The organism is Bacillus sp. FSL R5-0523 (assembly GCF_037975295.1).
Classification (GTDB): Bacteria; Bacillota; Bacilli; order Bacillales; family Bacillaceae; genus Bacillus; species Bacillus subtilis.
The window spans coordinates 3,266,001-3,283,304 of sequence record NZ_CP150251.1 but is presented as its reverse complement, the minus strand read 5'-3'; the positions used below and the strand labels follow the sequence as shown (position 1 = coordinate 3,283,304).

At 44.7% G+C, this 17,304-nt stretch carries 16 protein-coding genes; 14 read left to right on the top strand and 2 right to left on the bottom strand.

Going from position 1 to position 17,304, the window contains the following annotated elements:
- The first annotated feature begins 18 nt into the window (after window positions 1–18).
- From NYE53_RS16880 to azoRB, 6 genes are all read left to right on the top strand, one after another.
- Complete coding sequence (locus tag NYE53_RS16880) at window positions 19–813, top strand: SDR family oxidoreductase (RefSeq protein ID WP_003228388.1); 795 nt, start codon at window positions 19–21, stop codon at window positions 811–813.
- Between the two features lie 110 nt (window positions 814–923).
- Window positions 924–1,496, top strand: coding sequence for a TetR/AcrR family transcriptional regulator (locus NYE53_RS16875; RefSeq protein WP_133954073.1), 573 nt, complete (start codon window positions 924–926; stop codon window positions 1,494–1,496).
- A complete protein-coding gene (locus tag NYE53_RS16870) occupies window positions 1,493–1,852 on the top strand; it encodes a multidrug efflux SMR transporter (protein WP_335387531.1) in 360 nt (119 codons plus the stop codon). Before NYE53_RS16875 ends, NYE53_RS16870 begins: the two co-directional genes overlap by 4 nt.
- The gene (locus NYE53_RS16865) at window positions 1,849–2,250 is read left to right on the top strand and encodes a YvaD family protein (protein ID WP_251188140.1); all 402 of its coding nucleotides are present in this window, start codon (window positions 1,849–1,851) and stop codon (window positions 2,248–2,250) included. The genes NYE53_RS16870 and NYE53_RS16865 overlap by 4 nt, the downstream gene beginning before the upstream one ends.
- Window positions 2,251–2,414: 164 nt before the next feature.
- A complete protein-coding gene (locus tag NYE53_RS16860) occupies window positions 2,415–4,310 on the top strand; it encodes an FUSC family protein (protein ID WP_339245766.1) in 1,896 nt (631 codons plus the stop codon).
- Between the two features lie 158 nt (window positions 4,311–4,468).
- Window positions 4,469–5,104, top strand: a complete 636-nt coding sequence (azoRB, locus tag NYE53_RS16855) for an FMN-dependent NADH-azoreductase AzoRB (RefSeq protein ID WP_003243587.1) — start codon at window positions 4,469–4,471, stop codon at window positions 5,102–5,104.
- A 36-nt stretch (window positions 5,105–5,140) separates the two neighbouring features.
- Here azoRB and iolW read toward each other — a convergent pair whose 3' ends face one another.
- A complete protein-coding gene (gene iolW / locus NYE53_RS16850) occupies window positions 5,141–6,217 on the bottom strand; it encodes a scyllo-inositol 2-dehydrogenase (protein WP_339245764.1) in 1,077 nt (358 codons plus the stop codon).
- 127 nt (window positions 6,218–6,344) lie between these two features.
- On the opposite strand from iolW, the gene csoR reads away from it, so the two are divergent.
- The 7 genes from csoR to NYE53_RS16815 all read left to right on the top strand — a co-directional run bounded on the left by csoR (window position 6,345) and on the right by NYE53_RS16815 (window position 13,705).
- Window positions 6,345–6,650 carry a copper-sensing transcriptional repressor CsoR gene (gene csoR / locus NYE53_RS16845; protein ID WP_003228404.1) on the top strand — a complete coding sequence of 102 codons (306 nt, stop codon included), beginning with the start codon at window positions 6,345–6,347 and terminating at the stop codon, window positions 6,648–6,650.
- 75 nt (window positions 6,651–6,725) lie between these two features.
- Entirely contained in the window at window positions 6,726–6,935 is a 210-nt protein-coding gene (copZ, locus tag NYE53_RS16840; RefSeq protein WP_003244260.1) for a copper chaperone CopZ, read from the top strand.
- 83 nt (window positions 6,936–7,018) lie between these two features.
- Complete coding sequence (copA, locus tag NYE53_RS16835) at window positions 7,019–9,430, top strand: copper-exporting P-type ATPase CopA (protein WP_339245761.1); 2,412 nt, start codon at window positions 7,019–7,021, stop codon at window positions 9,428–9,430.
- Between the two features lie 159 nt (window positions 9,431–9,589).
- Complete coding sequence (locus NYE53_RS16830) at window positions 9,590–11,698, top strand: heavy metal translocating P-type ATPase (RefSeq protein ID WP_339245760.1); 2,109 nt, start codon at window positions 9,590–9,592, stop codon at window positions 11,696–11,698.
- A gap of 119 nt (window positions 11,699–11,817) precedes the next feature.
- On the top strand, window positions 11,818–12,486 hold the full coding sequence (gene bdbD / locus NYE53_RS16825) for a disulfide bond formation protein BdbD (protein WP_003228414.1): 669 nt from the start codon (window positions 11,818–11,820) through the stop codon (window positions 12,484–12,486).
- 4 nt (window positions 12,487–12,490) lie between these two features.
- Window positions 12,491–12,907, top strand: a complete 417-nt coding sequence (locus tag NYE53_RS16820) for a disulfide oxidoreductase (RefSeq protein WP_003228417.1) — start codon at window positions 12,491–12,493, stop codon at window positions 12,905–12,907.
- Between the two features lie 186 nt (window positions 12,908–13,093).
- Entirely contained in the window at window positions 13,094–13,705 is a 612-nt protein-coding gene (locus NYE53_RS16815; RefSeq protein ID WP_003228419.1) for a trimeric intracellular cation channel family protein, read from the top strand.
- 109 nt (window positions 13,706–13,814) lie between these two features.
- Here the strand turns inward: NYE53_RS16815 and NYE53_RS16810 are convergent, their stop codons facing one another.
- A complete protein-coding gene (locus NYE53_RS16810; protein ID WP_014477979.1) occupies window positions 13,815–14,249 on the bottom strand; it encodes a hypothetical protein in 435 nt (144 codons plus the stop codon).
- A 577-nt stretch (window positions 14,250–14,826) separates the two neighbouring features.
- Here NYE53_RS16810 and helD point away from each other — a divergent pair.
- Window positions 14,827–17,151 (top strand): DNA helicase IV, encoded by a 2,325-nt coding sequence (helD, locus tag NYE53_RS16805; RefSeq protein ID WP_339245758.1) that lies wholly within the window; start codon window positions 14,827–14,829, stop codon window positions 17,149–17,151.
- The last annotated feature ends 153 nt before the right edge of the window (window positions 17,152–17,304 follow it).

The window sequence follows — 17,304 nt, the reverse complement described above, 5'->3', positions numbered from 1 at the left end:
AAAACGGAGGGATGAATAATGAAGCTGAATTTACAAGGAAAAACCGCACTGGTGACCGGTTCGACATCAGGGATCGGAAAAGCTATTGCCTCTTCGTTAGCTGAAGAAGGTGCGGCAGTGATCATTAACGGACGCCGGGAAGAGAAAGTGAATCAGACGATAGATGAACTGAAAACACAACATGCTGAAGCGGTTCTTTATCCGGCCGCATTTGATTTGGGAACTGAAGAAGGCTGCAATGAGCTGTTTCAGGCATATCCAGAGGTTGATATTTTGGTCAACAATTTAGGGATTTTTGAACCGGCGGAGTACTTTGATATTCCCGACGATGAATGGTTTCGTTTTTTTGAAGTGAATATTATGAGCGGTGTAAGGCTGACACGCAGGTATTTGCATAACATGATAGAGAAAAAAGAAGGGCGTGTGATTTTCATTGCCAGTGAAGCGGCGATTATGCCGTCACAGGAAATGGCCCATTACAGTGCGACAAAAACGATGCAGCTGTCCATTTCCCGCAGTTTGGCGGAGCTGGCAACCGGCACGAATGTCACAGTCAACACCGTCATGCCGGGCTCTACCTTAACAGAGGGTGTGGAAACCATGCTGAACTCGCTGTATCCTGGTGAAAACCTGACTGTTCAAGAAGCTGAGGCACGTTTTATGAAAGAAAACCGGCCGACATCTATTATTCAAAGACTGATCCGTCCGGAAGAAATCGCCCACTTCGTTACATTTTTAAGCAGCCCGCTTTCCTCTGCGATCAATGGCGCGGCACTTCGGGCAGACGGCGGTTTGGTCCGCAGTGTCTTTTAAACCTCTCCCAACAGGAGAGGTTTTTTTATATATTGTTGATTTCCATAAATTTCTGCCGTATAATATTGGTACCGAAATAGTTTTCTTGGTACCGAAAGCGGGGGATTAATATGGATAAAAGAATTCTGGCGGAAACTTTCCGGCTGATCAAGCAAAAAGGATTTTCATTTACGATGAATGATTTGGCTGCAGCGCTGGGAACGAGCAAACGGACGCTCTATGCATATTATTCATCTAAAGATCAGCTTGTTGAGGCGGTTGTCGAACAATTTTTAGCCGAAATGAAGCAAATGGAAAGAGACATCTATGAAAATGAAAGTTTAAATGTGCTTGAAAAGGTGAAAAAAATGCTGATCAGCCTTCCGCAGGGGATGGAACTGCTGAACATGGGATTATTAAATGAACTAAAGAAATACCATTACGATGCGTGGCTTACATTAGACACGTTTATTAAGGAAGAATGGGCGATTGTCCTAGCATTATTAAATGAGTGCAAACAGCAAAAGAGAATCAGAAACATCAATCCGGACCTGTTTGTTCACATGTATATAGGGAGCATCAACCAAGTGTATGACCCTGAATATCCACTGAAACATCAGTTCACGACAGGAGAGGTACTTGAATCAATTGTAGATGTTTTGTTTAACGGTATAACAGCTGATGAGGAGGCTGATGCGACGTGAATTGGGTGTTTCTATGCTTGGCGATTTTGTTTGAGGTTGCGGGAACTGTCAGCATGAAGCTATCGTCTGGTTTTACAAAGCTTATTCCCAGTTTGCTGTTGATTTTCTTTTATGGAGGGAGTCTTTTCTTTCTGACGCTTACGCTTAAATCCATTGATGTATCAGTTGCTTATGCTGTATGGTCAGGGATGGGAATTGTCCTGATTACAGTCGTTGGTTTTTTGTTTTTTCAAGAACATGTGAGTGTCATGAAAGTCATTTCAATTGGATTGATTATTGCCGGTGTTGTGTCTTTAAACCTGATCGAGCATGCTGCGGTGTCTGAGCCGGTACATAAAAGCAGGCAGTACAAATGAGATATATGAAGCTGTTTTTTCTCGTGACTGATATCGGTTTTATCTTGTACTGGCTGTCAGCCGGATTTTCGCTCATACCGGAAAGCTGGGCTTTTAAACATCATGACCATCCGTTTATGATCGCTTGGAACTGGTCTTTTTTTCCGCTGGATATCCTGATTTCTGTCACAGGGTTGTACAGCTTGTACCTACAGCGGGTGAATCGTGCTAACTGGAAGCTGATGGCGCTGATTTCTCTTGTGCTGACCTGTTGTTCAGGTCTGCAGGCGCTATCATTCTGGACATTCAGCAGTGACTTTGATCTTGTGTGGTGGCTGTTTAATGGGTATCTATTGATTTATCCTTTATTTTTTATTCACCTGCTCTTGAAGGAAGGCAGAAGGACAAAACAGTCCTGACAGGTGCCGCTTTTATAATAAACTGATGTAATGAAGCAGAGACGGTATAAGTCTCTGTTTTTTATCGGACCCCGCACCAATTGAGAAGCTAACCGCGTTTTTGGGCATACTAAAGCGAAGAAACGGGAAAAGTTCTACACATTCATTGAAAAGGATTTTGTCAAATGAACAAAACTGCTGCGAACAATCAAAGAATCATGCCTATCGTGAAGGATGCCTTTCGCATTCATGCAAATCCATTTCCTTGGAAAAAGGCTATCGGATCAGGTTTCGCTTCAGGGTTTCCTGTGCTGGTCGGTGCATTGGCAGGTCACACGGATTACGGATTAATTGCAAGTATCGGAGCCTTTGTTTATTTATATGCGGGCGGTGAATCGTACAAAAAGCGCGCCTTGAAGCTGCTCTTGGTTTCCTTTGGGATCGCCCTCTCATTTGGTTTAGGGACGCTTTTGTCTGGGACGCTTTGGATGATGTCGGCTGTTTTGGGGCTGATCGGTGCAGCGGCGATGTTTATTTTTAGCGCGCTCGGCATTCAAGGCCCTGCGCCAATGTTTTTTGTCCTTGCCTTTTTAGTCAGTTCCGGGCTGCCGGCCGATCCTTCACAAGCGCTGTTCAGAGCGGGACTGACGTTTCTCGGCGGCATTTTCGCCATGGGCATCGCTTTAATCGGCTGGTTATGGAACAAGCATGGGCCGGAGGGAGCGGTGCTGCAAAAAACATATCATCAGCTGGCTGCATGTCTTTCAGCCGTCGGAACGCCAGGTTTTCATAACGCACAGCATCAGACGGTGCTCATGCTTAGAACAGCCCGCCAAACGGTTCTTGAGAAAGGGAATAAATGGAAAAAATCGCAGCATGATGAACGATTTTTCCGCCTCCTTGAAAAAGCTGACGATATATTCATTGCCATTATTCATTTTTCAGCTGAAACGCCGGACAGAGAGACCGCGCAGATTGAAAAGGCACTTCGCCAAACCGGAGATATGCTTGCACATGCACGGGTTTCCTGTACGTATCAGATTAATGAGAACGAATATGAGCCTAGGCGGAAGCTGTTTGAAGAAATCAATGAGGTTTTGCATATCGCTTCAGGACGTTTTGATAAGCAGCTTGACGGGGAACCAAGCCGCCTGCCATCCTCTTTTTACTTTTTGAGAAATGCCTTTGACTGGAAGTCTCCAGTTTTGATTAGAGCGTTAAAGTACGGAATTGTTCTGTTTGCCGCCGATATGTTTGCCCTCGCATTCGGCTTTGCACGCTCCTATTGGATTCCGCTTTCGGCAGCAGCAGTCATGCTTGGCACTACTGTTGTTTTTACGCTTCACAGGGCTATTCAGCGTTCGGCCGGAACGGTGATCGGGGTAATGCTGGCTGGCGCAATCCTGTTTTTTAAGCCGGGCGGTGTTTATATTGCGTTATGTATTGCAGCGCTGCAATGTCTTCTTGAGATGCTGATCGTCCGCAATTATGCGCTGGCTGTTCCCTTTTTAACCGCAAATGCGCTTGTTATCACAGAAAGTATGCATGGCGGGGCGGGCGCCGGTTATTTTATGATAGCGAGGCTGACTGATGTAGCTGTCGGCAGCGTGATCGGGCTGTTGGGAACAATGCTTTTGTGGCGGCGGTTTTCAACGAAGCGGCTGCCTGAACTGATGAGGAACGTCATCCGGCTGGAAGGGCAGTTTATGGAGAAACTGTTAACCGGGCAGAATGCCGACGAACACAAGTTAAGGGTGAGTCTTGTCAGGCTTCGGGATGCGTATGACAAGGCGCTTGGAGAGTTTCCTCATGCGAATGCTGATGCGCTCTGGCCTGCCATTTCCGGTGCTCAGCACTTAGGGTACTATTTGCTCTCGGCCCAAGCTCACCGCCGTCCGCCTGCTCCGTTTACTGATGAAGAGATCAACCAGCTGCGGGCGTTTTTTGAACAGGCTCAGCAATCCTTTATCATGAAAAGGGTGCCTGCGGATATTCAAGTGCCGCATGTTCCTCATTATCCTCGAATCAGTAAAGAATTGTCCGCGCTGTATTCAGGCTTGAGAACAGCTTTTGAAAAGTAAGCTGTTTGGAAAGTTAAATAATCTTTAATTCGAGATGTTTTACTTGAAAGTAAATTTCTTTGTCTCTATAATAAAGTCTAAGAGAGACAGAATAATCATTATGCATCTGTATGATAATAATTGGTGTGTGATTTTTAAAAACGAAAGGGCTGGTAAAAATGGCAAAAGTATTATATATCACTGCTCATCCGCATGACGAAGCAACTTCGTACAGTATGGCAACAGGTAAAGCATTTATCGAATCTTACAAAGAAGCAAATCCAAATGATGAAGTTGTACATATCGATTTGTACAAAGAAAACATCCCGCACATTGACGCAGATGTATTCAGCGGATGGGGAAAGCTTCAGTCAGGTACAGGCTTTGAAGAGCTTTCTGAAAGCGAAAAAGCGAAAGTAGGCCGTTTGGGAGAGCTTAGCGACCAATTTGCATCAGCTGATAAGTACGTATTTGTTACACCTTTATGGAACTTCTCATTCCCGCCAGTGATGAAAGCGTATCTTGATTCTGTTGCCGTTGCAGGAAAGTCATTCAAATACACAGAACAAGGTCCTGTCGGCTTGTTGACTGATAAAAAAGCAATTCATATCCAAGCTCGCGGCGGCTACTATTCAGAAGGCCCTGCGGCTGAGATGGAAATGGGGCACCGCTACATCGGCATCATGATGAACTTCTTCGGCGTACCATCATTCGATGGCATTTTCGTAGAGGGACATAATGCGGAGCCTGATAAAGCACAGCAAATCAAAGAAGACGCGATTGCGCGTGCGAAAGAAGCAGGAAAAACATTCTAATGAAAAAGCCTCCCCTTATTTGGGGAGGCTTTTGTTTTAGTGCTCCAGCATAATGGTTCGTTTCTCTTTACTGCTTTTCATCGCGGCTTCAATGATGCGGATGACATTAATACCTTCCTCAGCAGTGACTGGCAGCGCAGCACCTTCCCGTATGCTTTCCGCTATTTTGCGGTAATAAGTAAGGTAGGAGCCATTTACTGATGGGATCGTTTCTGTTTTTTTGTCGGAGCCACGAATGGTTGTAAGCTGTCCGTAAAACTCCGGATCATCTGCACCCCAGCTGTCATCCTCTGGTTTTCTTCCCGCTCTGAGTGCGTCTTCCTGTCCGTCAATTCCATATTTGATAAAGCTGGAATCTTTTCCATGGATTTGATAACGAGGTCCGTTTGACGGAACGATTGATCCTCCGTATAGAATGGCTTGAAGCTTGCCATAGTCCAGGGTTAAATGAAAATAGTCAACCGTTTCGGCATTTTCCCGCTGGGCCATCACGTTTGCAGTCACGGCTTTAGGCATCCCAAACAAATGCAGGGTTTGGTCTATGATGTGGGAGCCGAGATCATACAGCGTACCAGTGGCAATGCCTTCTTTTTCCCGCCACCGCGCTTGAACTTCAGGTCTGTAGCGGTCATAGGAAACTTGATATGTATTGATATCTTCAAGAGATCCCTCAGAGATCAGCTTTTTAATCGTTAAAAAGTCGTTATCCCAGCGTCGGTTATGATATACGCTTAATAATACGCCTTTTTCATCGGCAGCCCTTTTTAATGTTTCCCCCTCTTCGGCTGTTGCTGTCATTGGTTTTTCCATCACAACATGTTTTCCGGCCTGTATGCATGCCATAGCATGCTCGTAATGAAGGCCGCTCGGGGTGGTGACAATGACAAGCTCAATGGCAGGGTCATTTGTGATTTCCTCAAGCTCATGTACAACCTCAGCATCTGGAAAGTCCCGTTTCACTTCTTCTGTCCGAGATGTCATGATTTTGCTGATTTGATATTCATCCAGAACATCCAGCAGCGGCCCGTGAAAAACAGAACCGGACAATCCGTATCCTAATATTCCAACCTTGATCGTATCCACTTTTCTTCTCCCCTTTAAAAGCGTTATCAACAGAAGTATATACCCTCCTGATCAAATGGTAAAACCTAACTGATTCATTTTTTGCGTCGGCATGCTTAGACAACCGTCTGGACAATCAGTATAATGGGAATTAATATCATTAAACAGAGGTGTACGCATGGAAAAGCATAACGAACATAAAACATTAAACCATAAAAGCTCGAAAGAAAAAGATCAAATCACAAACCGGTTGAAGCGGATTGAGGGCCAGGTCAGAGGCATTCAAAACATGGTGGAAAACGACAGATATTGTGTAGATATTCTTGTACAGATTTCAGCTGTTCAGGCGGCAATGAAAAACGTGGCGCTTCATTTGCTTGAGGATCATGCCCATCATTGTGTAGCAGATGCCATCAAAAGCGGTGACGGGGAACAGGCCATTTCTGAGCTTTTGGACGTATTTAAAAAGTTCACAAAATCATAAAGCGTTTTTTTATTGTAATACCCTACGGGGGTATGGTAGGATGAAAATAGAAAGAATAAACAGGAGGAATTGATTATGGAACAAAAAACATTGCAAGTTGAAGGAATGTCTTGTCAGCACTGCGTCAAAGCAGTAGAAACGAGCGTAGGAGAACTGGACGGCGTCAGTGCTGTTCATGTCAATCTGGAAGCGGGTAAAGTCGATGTTTCGTTTGATGCTGACAAAGTATCAGTCAAAGATATTGCGGATGCGATAGAAGATCAGGGCTATGACGTAGCCAAGTGATTCAAGGTATCGCGCCTTTACGGAGGCGCGATATTTCTTTCATTTTTATATACCCCCCAGGCGTATATAAAGGAGTGAGTATGTTGAGTGAACAAAAGGAAATCGCGATGCAGGTCTCTGGTATGACCTGTGCGGCATGTGCTGCCAGAATTGAAAAAGGCCTGAAGCGGATGCCCGGTGTCACGGATGCAAATGTTAATCTGGCAACGGAAACATCAAATGTAATCTACGATCCTGCTGAAACAGGGACTGCAGCGATTCAGGAAAAAATAGAGAAGCTGGGCTATCACGTCGTTACAGAAAAAGCTGAATTCGATATTGAGGGCATGACCTGTGCGGCTTGCGCCAATCGGATTGAAAAACGGCTTAACAAAATAAAAGGCGTCGCAAATGCTCCAGTAAACTTCGCTTTAGAAACAGTTACGGTCGAATACAATCCAAAAGAAGCGTCTGTCAGCGATTTGAAAGAAGCGGTAGATAAGCTTGGATATAAGCTAAAGTTGAAGGGTGAACAGGACAGTGAGGCTGCTGCTACTAAAAAGAAAGAAGAACGGAAGCAAACAGCGAGACTGATTTTTTCAGCTGTCCTGTCGTTTCCATTGCTTTGGGCGATGGTGAGCCATTTTACATTTACATCATTCATTTGGGTACCGGATATATTTCTCAATCCGTGGATGCAATTTGCGCTGGCGACACCAGTCCAGTTTCTGATCGGCTGGCCGTTTTATGTGGGTGCGTATAAGGCGCTCAGAAATAAAAGCGCCAATATGGATGTATTGGTCGCCCTCGGTACGACGGCTGCTTACGCTTATAGCCTTTATCTTACTTTTCAAAGCCTTGGCTCTCACGGGCATACAGATGGCCTTTACTATGAAACAAGCGCGATTTTGCTGACGCTGATTTTATTAGGCAAGTTGTTTGAAACAAAAGCTAAAGGCCGTTCCTCGGATGCGATTAAAAAGCTGATGAAGCTTCAAGCGAAAACAGCGACTGTTGTAAGAGACGGACAGGAGCAAATCATCCCGATCGACGAAGTGCTTGTTAATGACATTGTTTACGTCAAACCTGGCGAACGAATTCCTGTCGACGGAGAAGTGGTTGAAGGCCGTTCAGCGGTTGACGAATCGATGATTACAGGAGAAAGTCTTCCTGTTGACAAAAATCCTGGTGACAGCGTGACAGGTTCAACCGTTAACGCAAACGGCTTTCTGAAAATGAAAGCTGTCAACGTCGGAAAGGATACTGCGCTTTCTCATATCATCAAAATTGTTGAGGAAGCACAAGGGTCAAAAGCGCCGATCCAGCGTCTCGCTGACCAGATTTCAGGCATTTTTGTGCCCATTGTATTGGGGATTGCCGTTCTCACTTTTCTCATTTGGTACCTTTGGGCGGCTCCTGGCGATTTTGCCGAAGCGATCAGCAAGTTCATTGCGGTTCTTGTCATTGCCTGTCCTTGCGCCCTCGGTCTTGCCACTCCGACAAGCATAATGGCTGGATCTGGACGCGCTGCTGAATTCGGGATTTTATTTAAAGGCGGCGAGCATTTAGAAAAAACACATCGTCTCGATACCATTGTTCTTGATAAAACCGGAACCGTGACAAACGGGAAGCCGCGTCTGACGGATGCCATTCCATTCGGCCGTTTTGAAAAAAAAGATTTGCTTCAATTTGCAGCGGCAGCGGAAACGGGATCAGAGCATCCGCTTGGCGAAGCGATTATTGCTGGCGTGAAAGATAAAGGGCTTGAGATACCGAGGCTTACCCGCTTTGAAGCAAAAGTCGGCGCAGGCATTTTGGCTGAAGCCGGAGGAAAAAGCATTCTCGTCGGCACAAGAAAATTAATGGAGAGCGAACAGGTTGAGCATGGGGCTCTTCTCGCCCAAATGGAAGAGCTAGAGGCCGAAGGGAAAACAGTTATGCTTGTATCCATTGATGGAGAAGCAGCGGGGCTAGTAGCGGTTGCAGATACGATTAAGGATACGTCACGGAAGGCTGTTGCCCGTCTGAAAGAGTTGGGCCTTGATGTCATCATGATGACAGGAGACAATCGCAGAACCGCAGAAGCCATTGCGAAGGAAGCGGGAATTGCGAATATCATTGCGGAAGTCCTTCCTGAACAAAAGGCGGCGGAAATCGCCCGCTTGCAAAAAGAAGGCCGCCAGACGGCAATGGTAGGCGACGGAATTAACGATGCGCCGGCGCTTGCCACAGCTGACATCGGCATGGCGATTGGAACTGGCACGGACATTGCCATGGAAACAGCAGACATTACACTGATTCGCGGCGATCTGAACAGTATTGCCGACGCAATTCGCATGAGCAGATTGACAATGAAAAACATTAAACAAAATTTATTCTGGGCGCTTGGCTATAACAGCCTCGGCATCCCAATCGCAGCACTTGGATTTTTAGCACCGTGGATAGCAGGAGCAGCAATGGCATTCAGCTCCGTTTCCGTTGTTCTGAATGCTCTTCGTCTGCAAAAAGTAAAATGAAAAACCGGCTATATGCCGGTTTTTGTTTTTCATTGACACTTTCTTGGAAAACAACATATAATAGGTGTAACTTATATATGAGTATATGCTCATATATGTAAAGTAAATTGAATACTCATTGATACGCTTTGAAAAGGGAACCCTAAATCGGAAGGTAAGGTGAGACTAGTGAAACAGGAATACGTTCTGGACGGTTTGGATTGCAGCAATTGTGCCCAAAAAATCGAAAATGGAGTCAAAGGCATAAAAGGCATTGACGGATGCGCGGTAAATTTTGCGGCAAGCACCTTAACTGTCTCAGCCGATGGGAAAGAAGAGCAATGGGTCACGAATAAAGTAGAGAAAAAAGTGAAATCAATTGATCCGCATGTAACGGTTCGCCAAAAGCATATAAAGAAATCAGCTGATGATGGCTATCGTAATCGAATGGTCAATATGCTGATCAGAATGGCGGCGGCTGTCATTCTCGGCGCAGCGGCATATTTGGTTCATTCGGGAACCATTGAACTTTTCCTTTTCCTCGCTGCTTATTTGATCATCGGCGGTGACATTATGATCCGTGCAGTCAAAAACATCATCCGCGGTCAGGTGTTTGATGAGCATTTCTTAATGGCTCTTGCTACAATCGGCGCCTTTCTGATTCAGCAATACCCTGAGGGCGTCGCCGTTATGCTGTTTTATCAAATCGGTGAGCTTTTTCAAGGTGCCGCGGTCAGCCGTTCCAGAAAATCAATTAGTGCGTTAATGGACATACGGCCTGATTACGCCAATCTCAAAACAAAGAACGGCATCGAACAGGTTTCCCCGGAGGACGTTCAGACAGGAGACATCATTGTGGTTAATCCGGGAGAAAGCATACCCCTGGACGGTAAGGTCGTGCAAGGGTCAGCGATGGTTGATACATCTGCTTTAACAGGTGAGTCCGTTCCGAGAAAAGCTGCGGAAGGACAAGATGTAATGTCAGGCTTTATCAATCAAAACGGCGTTCTGCATATTGAAGTCACAAAGGGCTATCAGGAATCAGCAGTATCAAAAATATTAGACTTGGTTCAGAATGCGAGCAGCCGTAAAGCCCGGACAGAAAACTTTATCACGAAGTTTGCCAAGTATTATACACCTGCTGTTGTGATCATCGCGGTATTGCTGGCCTTTGTTCCGCCGCTTGTTCTTTCTGGCGCCGCGCTTTCCGATTGGGTGTACCGCGCGCTTATCTTTTTAGTGATTTCTTGTCCTTGTGCGCTTGTTGTCTCCATTCCGCTCGGTTTCTTCGGCGGAATCGGAGCGGCCTCAAAGGCCGGAGTGCTTGTAAAGGGAAGCAATTATTTAGAAGCTTTGAATCAAGTCAAATACGCGGTGTTTGATAAAACGGGAACACTAACAAAAGGCAGCTTTGAAGTGACAGAAATCAAACCCGCGGAAGGTTTTACAAAGGATAGATTACTTGAAGCGGCGGCATACGCTGAGCTTCATTCACAGCATCCGATTGCTGAATCTGTGCGTAAAGCTTACGGGAAAATGCTTTCCTCCGATGAGATTGAGTCATACGAAGAAATCTCTGGTCACGGCATTTTTGCAAAGGTAAATGGAACTGAGATCCTTGCTGGGAATAAAAAGCTCATGGAAAGAGAACAAATTGAGGATGTCCCGGATGAAAATGCTGGAACAATCGTACACGTTGCTGTTGATCAACGCTATGCCGGAGCAATCATCATAGCGGATGAAGTAAAGGAAGACGCAGCACAGGCGGTTGCTGATCTGAAGTCGCTTGGGATCAAACAGACAGCTATGCTGACGGGTGATTCGAAACAAACGGGAGAAGCCGTCGGAAAACAGCTTGGGATTGGTGAGGTATATGCAGAGCTGCTGCCGCAAGATAAAGTCGCGCAGGTCGAAGCATTAGAATCTAAGCTTTTGCCTAGTGAAAAACTCATTTTTGTCGGTGACGGCATCAATGATACACCGGTGCTTGCACGCGCAGATATAGGGGTTGCGATGGGAGGCCTTGGCTCAGACGCCGCGGTAGAAGCCGCAGACATCGTGCTGATGACAGATCAGCTGTCAAAAATAGCAGAAGCGATTCGGATTGCGAAACGGACACGGCGAATCGTGTGGCAAAACATCGGCTTTGCTTTAGGTGTGAAAGCGATCTTTCTCATTCTTGGAGCATTTGGAATTGCAACCATGTGGGAAGCGGTTTTCTCAGATGTCGGTGTTACACTGCTCGCTGTGGCAAACGCGATGCGCGTCATGCGTCTCGAAAACAGATAAATTGTCGGAGAGAATTCATTTTTTCGGGGTTTTCTTATAGGCGCTTGTCTTGTTAAAATAAAGAAGTGGGTCAATTGCGATCCGCTTCTTTTTTAATTTTAAAACGATGAGGTGTCGGAGTGAAAAAGAAACAGCAGTCTTCTGCGAAATTCGCGGTCATCCTTACGGTTGTGGTTGTTGTATTGTTAGCAGCCATTGTCATCATTAATAACAAAACGGAACAAGGCAATGATGCGGTGTCCGGACAGCCGTCTATCAAAGGGCAGCCTGTGCTTGGCAAGGACGATGCACCGGTAACTGTAGTAGAATTCGGAGATTACAAATGTCCGTCTTGCAAGGTGTTTAACAGTGACATCTTTCCAAAAATACAAAAAGACTTTATTGATAAGGGCGATGTGAAATTTTCTTTCGTGAACGTCATGTTCCATGGAAAAGGTTCAAGGTTAGCGGCTCTTGCATCTGAAGAAGTATGGAAGGAAGACCCTGACTCTTTCTGGGATTTCCATGAAAAGCTGTTCGAAAAACAGCCGGATACGGAACAGGAATGGGTAACCCCAGGCCTCCTTGGTGATCTTGCAAAAAGCACCACAAAGATAAAACCTGAGACGCTCAAGGAAAATCTTGATAAGGAAACATTCGCTTCTCAAGTGGAAAAGGATTCTGACCTTAATCAAAAAATGAACATACAGGCAACACCGACGATTTACGTCAATGATAAAGTGATCAAAAATTTTGCGGATTATGATGAAATCAAAGAGACAATAGAAAAAGAGCTGAAAGGGAAGTAACGATATGAAAAATAGAATCGTATTTTTATATGCTTCCTGGGTTGTGGCTCTTATCGCTATGCTGGGCAGCCTGTATTTCAGTGAAATTAGAAAGTTTATTCCATGTGAACTGTGCTGGTACCAGCGTATCCTCATGTATCCGCTCGTCCTGATTTTAGGCATCGCCACCTTTCAAGGGGACACACGAGTGAAAAAATATGTGCTCCCGATGGCGATTATAGGGGCATTCATTTCGATCATGCATTACTTAGAGCAAAAAGTGCCCGGCTTTAGCGGCATTAAGCCATGTGTCAGCGGCGTGCCGTGCTCGGGCCAATATATTAACTGGTTTGGTTTTATTACGATTCCATTCCTGGCCCTGATTGCTTTTATCCTGATTATCATTTTTATGTGCCTGCTGAAAGGCGAAAAATCTGAATAACAAAAAAAGCGCCCGCGTATGCCGGACGCTTTTTTAATTTCGCAAACTCATGTCCATCAGCAATAGCCGTATTCCCTCTAAATTTATCTTTTTTTCTCATAAAAATGTTATTGATTTTACACTGGAGCGATTATAAAATCTAGAGGTCGTCAGAAAATTTAACAAACATAAAAGGGAGTCATCAGAATGGCTTGGGAGCTGCTCAGTGTGATTGGCATCATTGCGTTTGCAGTCAGCGGCGCAATTGTTGCGATGGAAGAGGAATATGATATTTTAGGAGTTTATATATTAGGGATTGTCACCGCTTTTGGAGGAGGAGCGATCCGCAATTTGCTGATCGGTGTTCCGGTGTCAGCGCTATGGGAGCAGGGAGCGTACTTTCAAATCGCGCTTTTATCTATTACAATTGTGTTTCTGTTTCCGAAGCTGCTGCTGAAGCATTGGAATAAGTGGGGCAATTTATCAGATGCGATCGGCCTCGCTGCCTTTGCTATCCAAGGCGCACTGTATGCTGTCAAAATGGGCCATCCGCTTAGTGCCGTGATCGTGGCTGCGGTGCTGACGGGAAGCGGGGGCGGGATCATCCGCGACCTTCTTGCCGGGCGCAAACCGCTTGTGCTGAAGGCAGAAATTTATGCAGTCTGGGCGGCTCTCGGCGGTTTAATCGTCGGCTTGGGCTGGCTGGGGAACTCGTTCGGCTTATACGTTCTGTTTTTCGTGCTCGTTGTTTGCCGGGTTTGTTCCTATATGTTTAATTGGAAGCTGCCAAACCGTTCTTTTCGCTTAGATAGTCAGTAAAATAAAAGAAACCTCTCCGTCATGGAGAGGTTTCTTTTATGGTAGCCTGCCGGGATCAAATAAAAAGTCCTTTTCGAATGCTGACCGCGCAGAGCAAAGCTATTGAAAATTAATAGGTAGCCCAAAAGGTATAGCTGATGGTTTTTTTAGTTCCTGTGTTAGTGAATTTGAATCTGTATTTTGTTTTGTAGCTTTTAGAAGCTTGTTTGTAACTTAAATTTGTAGAGCCTTTTTTTGTTGCATAAAAAGTTTTAACATTTTTCCAGCCTTTATTTGTCTTTTGTTGCAGAGTTGCTGTAATTTTCCCGCTGCCTGATCCGTTTGCTGTCATGTTGGCCCAAGTTCCTCGTCCTGGATAATAAATCTGAAATGTTGGCGAGTAAGTATAGTTTTTAAATGAGCCCGAATGGTAATGAGTACTCCATATTTGACCTTTTTTAACCCAATCTTTAGCTTCCGCTTTGTTGTTTACTAGGTCAATTGCCGTAAAACTTGTTACGGCTACGACGAATGCCAGCAACATCATAGATAGCTTTTTCTTCACTGAGTATTTCCTCCTAACTAATTCTGGTTCTTTCTTCATGTTTATATCATAAACCGAGAGAAATAATGTAACATCGTCCTATTCTCCCAAATGAAAAACTTCAATTTGTTGAAATATGTCGAAATTGGATGAAAAATGACTATTTTACTGCGACTATAGATACGATAGCAAGGATGTAGTTGCTTTATGGAAGATGTCAATAACAGCCAGTTTAGTCATTCTTCACGTTAGATGAACAGACAAACACGGTAAAGCTCTGCGGTGTTTTTAAAATGAAAAAGAAATATTATATCGAAGATTGAATGGAATAAGGAAGCGATACTGATGAAAGAGAAGATTCGCAACCTAAGAAAAGCACCTCCAACAGTGATCAATGTGAAATCATAAGAGAAAAAACCGATTTCGAGTTGAAATCGGTTTTTTCTGCATATAAATAACCCAAACCTTGATTGGTATTGGGTGAATGTGCTAAGATAAATTGTATTTGCCAGTTTCATCATACATTCTATATATGTATCCAATTATATTTTACAGTATTTCATCTATGTTTGTCAACTATTTTCTGGAGGTGCCGTTCATGAATCAGCAGGATAAGGAATGGAAGGAAGAGCAGTCGAGAATAGATGAGGTGCTGCAGGAGCTCGAAAAAAAAGAGCGGTTTCTGGAAACGTCTGCGGGCGGGTTGAAGCATGATATCATCGGATTAAGAAAAAGCTTTTGGGAGGATGTTAAGGTTAATTTTGATGATGCCCATGAAGCGATTGAAACGATGGCAAGCATTAAGCAGCAGGCAGAGCTGCTGTCTGATCGGGAACACAATCATCGGCGCATGGATCAGCAGCTCAAACGAATTCATCAATTAAAAAAATCGCCTTATTTCGGCCGGATTGATTTTATTGAAAACGGCGAGGAGCAGGCAGAGCGAATTTATATCGGTTTAGCTTCCTGTTTGGATGAGAAGGAGGAACACTTTCTGATTTATGACTGGAGGGCGCCGATATCAAGTTTGTACTACAATTATTCCCCAGGAAAAGCGGAGTACGAGGTGCCCGGTGAAACGATAGAAGGGGAAATGGTGCTGAAACGCCAGTTTATGATCAAAAACGGCACTCTCAAGGCGATGTTTAATACCGATATGACGATTGGTGATGAAATGCTGCAAGAGGTATTAAGCCATCACTCCGATACCCAAATGAAAAACATCGTGTCTACGATTCAGAAAGAACAAAATCAGATTATCCGTAATGAAAATAGCAAGATCCTGATCGTGCAGGGAGCGGCTGGCAGCGGGAAAACATCGGCTGCGCTTCAGCGTGTCGCTTATTTGTTATACAGGCACCGTGGCGTCATTGATGCCGGACAAATCGTTTTGTTTTCTCCCAACTTCTTATTTAACAGCTATGTCTCCTCTGTTTTGCCGGAGTTAGGAGAAGAGAATATGGAGCAGGCGACGTTTCAGGAATATATCGAGCATCGTCTTGGCCGCAAGTTCAAATGTGAAAGCCCCTTTGATCAGCTCGAATATTGCCTGACCGAAACAAAGGGAGGCGATTTTCCAACAAGGCTTGCGGGAATCACATGGAAGGCGGGTTTATCCTTTCAGCAATTCATTAATGAATACGTCACACGGCTTTCCTCTGAAGGGATGATTTTTAAAAATATTATATTCCGCGGACAAAAGCTGATCACAAAGGAGCAAATTCAATCCTATTTTTACTCATTGGATCAAAATCACTCCATTCCGAATCGGATGGAGCAAACCGCGAAGTGGCTGCTGAGTGAGCTTAACAAGCTTGAGAAAAAGGAACGGCGAAAGGATTGGGTCGTTCATGAAGCTGAGCTGCTTGACAAAGAGGACTACTTGGACGTGTACAAAAAACTGCAGGAAAGGAAACGGTTCAGCGAAAGTACGTTTAACGATTATCAAAGAGAGCAGCAGCTGCTTGCCGCCATCATTGTGAAAAAAGCTTTCAAACCGCTCAAGCAGGCAGTCAGGCTCCTTGCATTTCTTGATGTTACACAACTTTATTTGCAATTGTTTTCTGGCTGGGGAGGAAAATTTCAGGATGAGAAGATGGCCGCGATAGGTGAACTGACCCGTTCGGCATTTACGGATAATAAATTGCTCTATGAGGACGCGGCACCGTTTCTTTATATGCAGGATCTGATTGAGGGCAGAAAGAAAAATACGAAGATCAAACATCTATTTATTGACGAAGCCCAGGACTATTCACCGTTTCAGATGGCTTACATGAGAAGCATTTTTCCGGCTGCCAGCATGACAGTGCTCGGTGATATCAATCAGTCCATCTACGCGCATACCATACACGGGGATCAGCGTATGGATGCGTGCTTTGAGGATGAGCCTGCTGAGTATGTTCGTTTAAAGAGAACATACAGATCAACAAGGCAGATTGTCGAGTTTACCAAAGCGATGCTTCAAGATGGAGCGGATATTGAGCCGTTTAATAGAAGCGGGGAAATGCCGCTCGTTGTCAAAACTGAAGGACATGAGAGCCTTTGCCAAAAGCTCGCGCAAGAAATTGGCCGGCTCAAGAAAAAAGGGCACGAAACAATAGCCGTCATCTGCAAGACTGCGCAGCAATGCATACAGGCGCACGCCCACATGAGTGAATATACAGATGTTCGCCTGATTCATAAAGAAAATCAACCATTTCAAAAGGGTGTTTGCGTGATTCCGGTGTATTTAGCGAAGGGAATTGAATTTGACGCAGTGCTTATCTATGATGCATCTGAAGAACACTATCATACAGAGCACGACCGCAGGCTTTTATATACTGCGTGCACCCGTGCGATGCACATGCTGGCGGTATTTTATACAGGTGAAGTCAGTCCGTTTGTAACCGCTGTGCCGCCTCTCTTATATCAGATTGCCGAATGAAGAGAAGGGAGTCCTTCTCTTTTTTCTATTTACATGAAGCATAGCCGTTTTATCATTAGGATTCTTAATAGTTATCATCATGTAAATATATTTTACTTAAGCCTAGTATTCCGGTAAAGTTCAATTAGATGCAATTTTCGATCAGTTTATAAC

Coding starts and splice junctions, on each gene's coding strand:
- NYE53_RS16865 (WP_251188140.1), top strand. CDS start 1,849: ATGAGATATATGAAGCTGTTTTTTCTCGTGACTGATATCGGTTTTATC.
- NYE53_RS16875 (WP_133954073.1), top strand. CDS start 924: ATGGATAAAAGAATTCTGGCGGAAACTTTCCGGCTGATCAAGCAAAAA.
- copZ (WP_003244260.1), top strand. CDS start 6,726: ATGGAACAAAAAACATTGCAAGTTGAAGGAATGTCTTGTCAGCACTGC.
- NYE53_RS16815 (WP_003228419.1), top strand. CDS start 13,094: ATGGCTTGGGAGCTGCTCAGTGTGATTGGCATCATTGCGTTTGCAGTC.
- csoR (WP_003228404.1), top strand. CDS start 6,345: ATGGAAAAGCATAACGAACATAAAACATTAAACCATAAAAGCTCGAAA.
- NYE53_RS16880 (WP_003228388.1), top strand. CDS start 19: ATGAAGCTGAATTTACAAGGAAAAACCGCACTGGTGACCGGTTCGACA.
- helD (WP_339245758.1), top strand. CDS start 14,827: ATGAATCAGCAGGATAAGGAATGGAAGGAAGAGCAGTCGAGAATAGAT.
- NYE53_RS16820 (WP_003228417.1), top strand. CDS start 12,491: ATGAAAAATAGAATCGTATTTTTATATGCTTCCTGGGTTGTGGCTCTT.
- NYE53_RS16860 (WP_339245766.1), top strand. CDS start 2,415: ATGAACAAAACTGCTGCGAACAATCAAAGAATCATGCCTATCGTGAAG.
- azoRB (WP_003243587.1), top strand. CDS start 4,469: ATGGCAAAAGTATTATATATCACTGCTCATCCGCATGACGAAGCAACT.